The 6418-nt window shown below is 70.1% G+C and carries 5 protein-coding genes; 3 read left to right on the top strand and 2 right to left on the bottom strand.

The window, feature by feature from the left end:
* Nucleotides 1-195: 195 nt before the first annotated feature.
* Nucleotides 196-990, bottom strand: a complete 795-nt coding sequence (locus ACILRF_RS04310) for an aminotransferase class IV (RefSeq protein WP_395671036.1) — start codon at nucleotides 988-990, stop codon at nucleotides 196-198.
* Between the two features lie 150 nt (nucleotides 991-1140).
* Nucleotides 1141-2592 (bottom strand): AMP nucleosidase, encoded by a 1452-nt coding sequence (locus ACILRF_RS04305; RefSeq protein WP_395671035.1) that lies wholly within the window; start codon nucleotides 2590-2592, stop codon nucleotides 1141-1143.
* Between the two features lie 115 nt (nucleotides 2593-2707).
* Here ACILRF_RS04305 and ACILRF_RS04300 point away from each other — a divergent pair, with 115 nt between their 5' ends.
* From ACILRF_RS04300 to htpX, 3 genes are all read left to right on the top strand, one after another.
* On the top strand, nucleotides 2708-3961 hold the full coding sequence (locus ACILRF_RS04300; RefSeq protein ID WP_395671034.1) for a dicarboxylate/amino acid:cation symporter: 1254 nt from the start codon (nucleotides 2708-2710) through the stop codon (nucleotides 3959-3961).
* A 53-nt stretch (nucleotides 3962-4014) separates the two neighbouring features.
* Nucleotides 4015-5403, top strand: a complete 1389-nt coding sequence (locus ACILRF_RS04295) for a putative bifunctional diguanylate cyclase/phosphodiesterase (RefSeq protein ID WP_395671033.1) — start codon at nucleotides 4015-4017, stop codon at nucleotides 5401-5403.
* 74 nt (nucleotides 5404-5477) lie between these two features.
* Complete coding sequence (htpX, locus tag ACILRF_RS04290) at nucleotides 5478-6416, top strand: zinc metalloprotease HtpX (protein WP_395671032.1); 939 nt, start codon at nucleotides 5478-5480, stop codon at nucleotides 6414-6416.
* The last annotated feature ends 2 nt before the right edge of the window (nucleotides 6417-6418 follow it).

Genomic DNA, 6418 nt, shown 5'->3' with positions numbered 1-6418 from the left:
TGGCGCCGGACTCGTCCTTGGCGAAACGCGTGATGAACTTCGACATGATCTCTCTCCTTGCGTGGCAAGCGCCTGGCGACCCCCGCCCCGCGCCGATAACTCACGCAAGTTACCCCGGCTCGCTTAACCGCAAGTAAAAAAGCAAGTGTTGCTTTTGATATATCTATGCTTAATCCGAGTTAATACTACTTTGCGTTAAGCAACTGCAGCGAATGCTGTCGTTCTGATCTTGGAAACTATAAATTCAGCCTCGGCGACATCGCGCCCGGCGAGCCGCCCCACCGTCTGCATGCCGATCAGGCTGTTGGTCAGGAACACGGCGTCGGCCTGGGCCAGCGCATCCGGACCGTCGCGGACCTCGCGGACGACAAGGCCGAGTTCGCCGGCAGCATTCAGAACCCGGGCGCGGGCGATCCCGGCCAGGACCCCGCAGTCGAGCGCGGGGGTGCTCAGGACGTCGCCGGACAGCCAGAAGATGTTCGCCGCCGCCGCACAGGCCACCTCGCCGCGCGTGTTGAGCATCACGGCCTCGTCCGCGCCCGCCGCCCGCGCCTCGCGCCGCGCCAGCACATTGTCGAGGTAGGACAGGGTTTTCAGGCGCGAGGTCGGCGAGGCGTCGTTGCGCCGAACCTCGGCGAGGATCAGGTGGGCCGGGCGTGCGGGGGCCGGGGCCGGAGCGGCGGTCGCGAACAGCACGGGGACGGGCGCCTCCGGCCGGTCCAGGCCGCGGCCGCCAGGCCCCGCCGTCAGGGTCAGGCGCACCGCGGCGCGTCCGCCAAGCAGGCCGGCGGCGGCCAGGGCCTGACGCATCCGCGCCTCGGCCTGAGGCGGGTCGGGGGGCGGCAGCCCCAGGGCCGCGCAGCCGGCCGCCATCCGCGCCAGATGAGGCTCGACGTCGCGCAGGACGCCGTCCTCGGCCAGCAGGGTCTCGAACAGCCCGTCGCCCAGCGTCAGCCCGCGGTCCGAAAGACCGATCGCCTCGCCTGTCATCATCACTCCGTGACTCACGCCGAGGTGATTAGGCGCAAACTCGCCGCGCTGCGCAAATTGGCGTCAGGCTTCTTCAGATAGAGGTCTGTCCCTGAAAAGCGCCTGCCGCGGCTTGCGGAGGTTGCGGCAGGCGCGATCAGGAAAACGCCCTCAGCGGAACGGCGGCTCGTCGAAGCTGCGCAGCTTGCGCGAATGCAGGCGCGCGCCCTCCTGACGCAACAGGTCGACCGTGGCGATGCCGATCTGCAGGTGCTGGCCGATCGCACGCTCGTAGAAGGCGTTGGCCTGGCCCGGCATCTTGATCTCGCCATGCAGCGGCTTGTCCGACACGCAGAGCAGCGTCCCGTAGGGCACCCGGAACCGGTAGCCCTGGGCGGCGATGGTGGCCGACTCCATGTCGATCGCCACCGCCCGGCTTTGGTTGAAGCGCAGGGCGCTGGACGAATAGCGGAGCTCCCAGTTGCGGTCGTCGGTGGTGACCACTGTGCCGGTGCGAAGGCGCCGCTTGAGCATCTCGCCGGTCTCGCCGGTCACCTGCTCGGCGGCGCGGTTCAGAGCCACCTGCACCTCGGCGATCGGCGGGATGGGGATTTCCGGAGGCAGGACGCCATCGAGCACGTGGTCGTCGCGCAGGTAGGCGTGGGCCAGCACATAGTCGCCGATCGTCTGCGAGCCCCGCAGGCCGCCGCAATGGCCGATCATCAACCAGGCCTGGGGCCGCAGCACCGCCAGGTGGTCGCAGATCGTCTTGGCGTTGGAGGGGCCGACGCCGATGTTGATCAGGCTGATCCCCGGCCCGTCCTCGGCTCGCAGGTGGTAGCCCGGCATCTGGTGACGGCGCCAGGCGCCGGCCGCGACCACCGCCTCGGGATTGGCGGTCTCGCGCGTCACCCGGACATGGCCGGCGGCCGACAGTTCCGTATAGGGCCCGCCGGCCCGTAACTGGTCGCAGGCCCAGCGCACGAACTCGTCGACGTAGCGGTGGTAGTTCGTGAACAGGATGTAGGGCTGCACGTGGTCGGCCGGCGTGCCGAGATAGTGGGCAAGCCGGGCGAGCGAGAAGTCGGTCCGCAGGCCGTCGAACAGCGCCAGAGGCCGTGGCCGGTCCGGCGTGCTGATCCACGCGCCGTCGGCGATCTCGTCGCCGATGTAGGCGAGTTCGGTCGACGGGAAGTGCCGGGCGATCTCGGCCGCCCCGATGTCGGCCAGGGCCAGGTCGGCCGCACCGTCGAGGACGTAGGGGAACGGGATCTCCTGTCGCGAGCGGCCGACGCTGAGCTCGACGTCGAAATCCTGGGCCAGCAGCGAGAGCTGTTCGATCAGATAGTCGCGGTAGAGCCCCGGCCGGGTTACGGTGATCGTGTAGTGGCCGGGATTGCCGATGCGGGCGAAGGCGCGGCCGATGCGCGGATAGGGCCGCCCGGCCGGCCAGGTCAGGCGCAGCTCGGGATAGACGTAGGCGCCGCCGGCCCGCACCTCCGGCCCCGGCGGACGGCCGCCGGCAAGGAACCCCTTCAGGTCCTCGCGCAGCGCCCCGACGCTGCGGACATATTCGGCCTCGAGCCGTTCGACAGCCTCTTGGGCCGAGATGCTGGACGTCATGCCTCGTTATACCGGGGCCGCGTTGTGGTTGCGAGACGGCGTCGCGGCAATGCGGGATGGACGTCACGCCGGTTCTTCGCGACAAAGACCGCCAACTGATCGTCTCGGGGGCCCGATGAACCGACTTTTCACCGCCTTCATCGTGGCCGCCATGGTGCTCGGCGTCGCGGTCGGCTGGACGCTGAACGTCACCCAGACGCCGGAAGAGGCGGCCGCCTGGGCCGGGGGCCTGTCGATCATCACCGACGTCTTCCTGCGCCTGATCAAGATGATCATCGCCCCGCTGGTGTTCTCGACCCTGGTGGCCGGAATCGCCCACATGGGCGACGCCTCGGAGGTCGGGCGGGTCGGGCTGAAGGCCATCGGCTGGTTCGTGCTGGCCTCGATTGTCTCGCTGACCCTCGGTCTCGGCATGGTCCACCTGCTGCAGCCCGGGACCGGCCTCGACCTGACGCCGCCGGACCCGGCGACGGCCGGGGCGGCGGTCGACGTTTCGAAGTTCACGCTGCGCGAGTTCGTGACCCACCTGGTGCCGACCTCGATCTTCGACGCCATGGCGCGCAACGAGATCCTGCAGATCGTGGTCTTCTCGGTGCTGGTCGGGGCGGCGGTGGCCGCGGTGGACGACAAGGCCCCGCAGGTCCTGGCCCTGGTCGAACAGGTCGCCCAGATCATGCTGAAGGTGACCGGTTATGTGATGCGGACCGCGCCGCTGGCGATCTTCGCCGCCCTCGCCGCCTCGATCGCGACGCGCGGGGTCGGGGTTCTCGTGACCTACAGCAAGTTCGTCGGCGGCTTCTATCTGTCGCTGGGCGTGCTGTGGTGCGTGCTGATCCTGGCCGGCGTGGTGATCGTCGGGCCGCGGATCCTGAAGCTGATCGGCGCCATCCGCTCGCCCACGCTGCTGGCCTTCTCGACGGCGTCGTCGGAGGCGGCCTATCCGCGGACGCTGGAGGAACTGCAGAAGTGGGGCGTCAGCCGCAAGGTGGCGAGCTTCGTCCTGCCGCTGGGCTACTCGTTCAATCTCGACGGCTCGATGATGTACTGCACCTTCGCGACCCTGTTCATCGCGCAGGTCTACGGGATCGAGCTGACGCTGGCCCAGCAGGTCACCATGCTGGGGCTGCTGATGGTGACCTCGAAGGGCATGGCCGGAGTGCCGCGGGCCTCGCTGGTGGTGATCGCCGCGACCCTGACCTACTTCAAGCTGCCGGAGGCCGGCATCGCCCTGATCCTGGCGGTCGACCACCTGCTCGACATGGGCCGGTCGGCGACCAACGTCGTCGGCAACTCGGTGGCCAGCGCCATCGTCGCCAAGTGGGAAGGCCAGATTGAGGAACCGGCGCCGGCCGGTAACCATACGGCTTAACCCGGGATTCGCCTCGTTCGGGCAGGCTGCGCGCTGAGGAGTCTTCAGCGCGCGTGCCCCATCCTGACCGACAGATCGCCGAGCTCACCGCCCGGGTGGCTGAGCTCGAGGCCGAGCGGGCCCAGACGCTGCGGCTGGCGCGCACGGATTCACTGACCGGCCTGCTGAACCGCGGCGCGTTCACCGCCGCCCTGGCCGAGCGGCTGGCCGCGGCGCGGGCAAGGGCCGAGACGGTCGCCCTGTTCGTCATCGACCTCGACCGCTTCAAGCACCTCAACGACACCCTGGGCCACCAGGCCGGCGACCTGCTGCTGGCCGAAATCGGCGCGCGACTGGACCGCAGCGCGAAGGCCGGCGACCTGACGGCGCGGCTGGGCGGCGACGAGTTCGCGGTGGTCACCAGCGGGGCGGACGTCCAGAGGCAGGCCGAGGCGCTGGCCGCCGCCCTGGGGCAGCCGCACTCGATCTATGGCCGCGCCGTAGCGCCCGGCGCGTCGATCGGGGTGGCGGTGTTCCCGACCGACGCCGCCGACGCCGCAGACCTGCAGCGCTTTGCCGACATGGCGCTCTATCGGGTCAAGACAGGCGGCGGGCGACGCTGGAGCGTCTTCGACGCTGAGCTGCGGGCCGAAAGCGAGCGGCGGCGGACGCTGGAAGCGGAGCTGCGCCGCGCCATCCCGGCCGGCGAGATCGAGCCCTGGTTCCAGCCGGTGGTCGAGGCCGCGGACGGCCGCATCGTCGGCGTCGAGGTTCTGGCCCGCTGGCGGCATCCCGAGCAGGGCCTCTTGAGCCCGGCCGCCTTCGTGCCGATGGCCGAGGAGCTGGGCCTGATCGGCCGGATCGACGAGGCGGTGTTCGAGGCGGCCTGCGCCCGCGCCGCGCCGTGGGTGAAGCGCGGGCTGATCGAACTGGTGTCGTGCAACGTTTCGCCCCGCGACCTGGTCGATCCGGGCTTTTCGCGCAAGCTGATCGGGCGCCTGGCGCAGACCGACCTGCCGGCCAGCGCCCTGACGGTCGAGATCACCGAGACCTTCCTGCTGCAGGACCTGGGCCTGGCCCGGCGGCACATCGAGCGGTTGGCGGCCAAGGGCGTGCAGATCGCGCTCGACGATTTCGGCACCGGCTATTCGAACCTGCGGGCGCTGATGCACCTGCCGATCCAGACGGTGAAGCTGGACCGCTCGCTGATCGCCGACGTGGCCCGCAACCCGCGGGTCTCGCGCCTGGTGGGCTCGATGCTGCACACCGCCCGGGCGCTGGGCGTGTCGATCGTCGCCGAAGGGGTCGAGGACGAGGGCCAGGCGCTGTTCCTGCGGGCCGCCGGCTGCGACCGCATGCAAGGCTATCTGTTCGCCCGGCCGATGCCGGCCGAGGCGATGGAGGCGCGGCTGCTCGCCGAGGCCTTGCCGGGGACGGCGCCGCGCCGCCGGGTCGCGGGCTGACCGATCACGACTTAAACGGAACCTCGCCGGTCCCCATATTGGCGGTGTTGAACGACGAGACGCTCCAAAGGACCATGCAAAACCATCTGCGCACCTTCACGCTCCTGGCGGCGCTGACCGCGCTGTTCGTCGGGGCGGGCTATCTGATCGGCGGGCCGACCGGCATGCTGCTGGCCTTCGTGTTCGCCGCCGGCATGAACCTGATCAGCTACTGGAACGCCGACAAGATCGTCCTGAAGATGTACCGGGCGGTCGAGGTCGACGAGCAGCATCCCGAGCCGCTGATCCGCAACTACGCCGCCGACACCCTCGAGCTGGCGCAGCGCGCCGGCCTGCCGCGGCCGCGCATCTACGTCATCGACCAGGACCAGCCGAACGCCTTCGCCACCGGCCGCGACCCGCAGCACGCGGCGGTCGCCGCCACGCGCGGCCTGCTCGGCATGCTGGACCGCCGCGAGATTCGCGGCGTCATGGCCCACGAACTGGCGCATGTGAAGAACCGCGACACCCTGACGATGACGGTGACGGCGACCATCGCCGGGGCCATCGGCGCGCTGGCCAACTTCGCCTTCCTGTTCGGCGGCCGCGACGAGGAGGGCCGGCCGACCGGCATGGTCGGGGCGATCGCGGTGGCGATCCTCGGGCCGATCGCCGCCTCGCTGGTTCAGATGGCGATCAGCCGCCATCGCGAGTACGCGGCCGATGCGGAAGGCGCGGCGATCTGCGGCGACCCGCATGCCCTGGCCGCGGCCCTGCAGAAGATCGAGGCCTACGCCCGCGGCGGCGCCTACAACCCGGACGCCGAGCGCAATCCCGCGACCGCGCACATGTTCATCATCAACCCGCTGGCCGGCCGCAAGGGCGACAACCTGTTTTCGACCCACCCGGCGACCCACAACCGCGTCGAGGCCCTGATGGCCCTGGTCGGAGGGATGGGGGTCGGCGCACCCGCCGGCCGCCGGGCCACCGCCGTTCCGGTTACGCGCGCGCAGCGCGGTCCGTGGGGAAGCTAGTC

The organism is Phenylobacterium sp., from assembly GCF_044236515.1.
Taxonomy (GTDB): Bacteria; Pseudomonadota; Alphaproteobacteria; order Caulobacterales; family Caulobacteraceae; genus Phenylobacterium.
The sequence above is the reverse complement of the archived record's forward strand: the minus strand, read 5'-3'. Positions and strand labels throughout refer to the sequence as shown.

Bases quoted from the DNA above. Each gene is read 5' to 3' on its own strand.
- ACILRF_RS04310 (WP_395671036.1), bottom strand. From the start codon at position 990: ATGACAGGCGAGGCGATCGGTCTTTCGGACCGCGGGCTGACGCTGGGC.
- ACILRF_RS04305 (WP_395671035.1), bottom strand. From the start codon at position 2,592: ATGACGTCCAGCATCTCGGCCCAAGAGGCTGTCGAACGGCTCGAGGCC.
- ACILRF_RS04300 (WP_395671034.1), top strand. From the start codon at position 2,708: ATGAACCGACTTTTCACCGCCTTCATCGTGGCCGCCATGGTGCTCGGC.
- htpX (WP_395671032.1), top strand. From the start codon at position 5,478: ATGCAAAACCATCTGCGCACCTTCACGCTCCTGGCGGCGCTGACCGCG.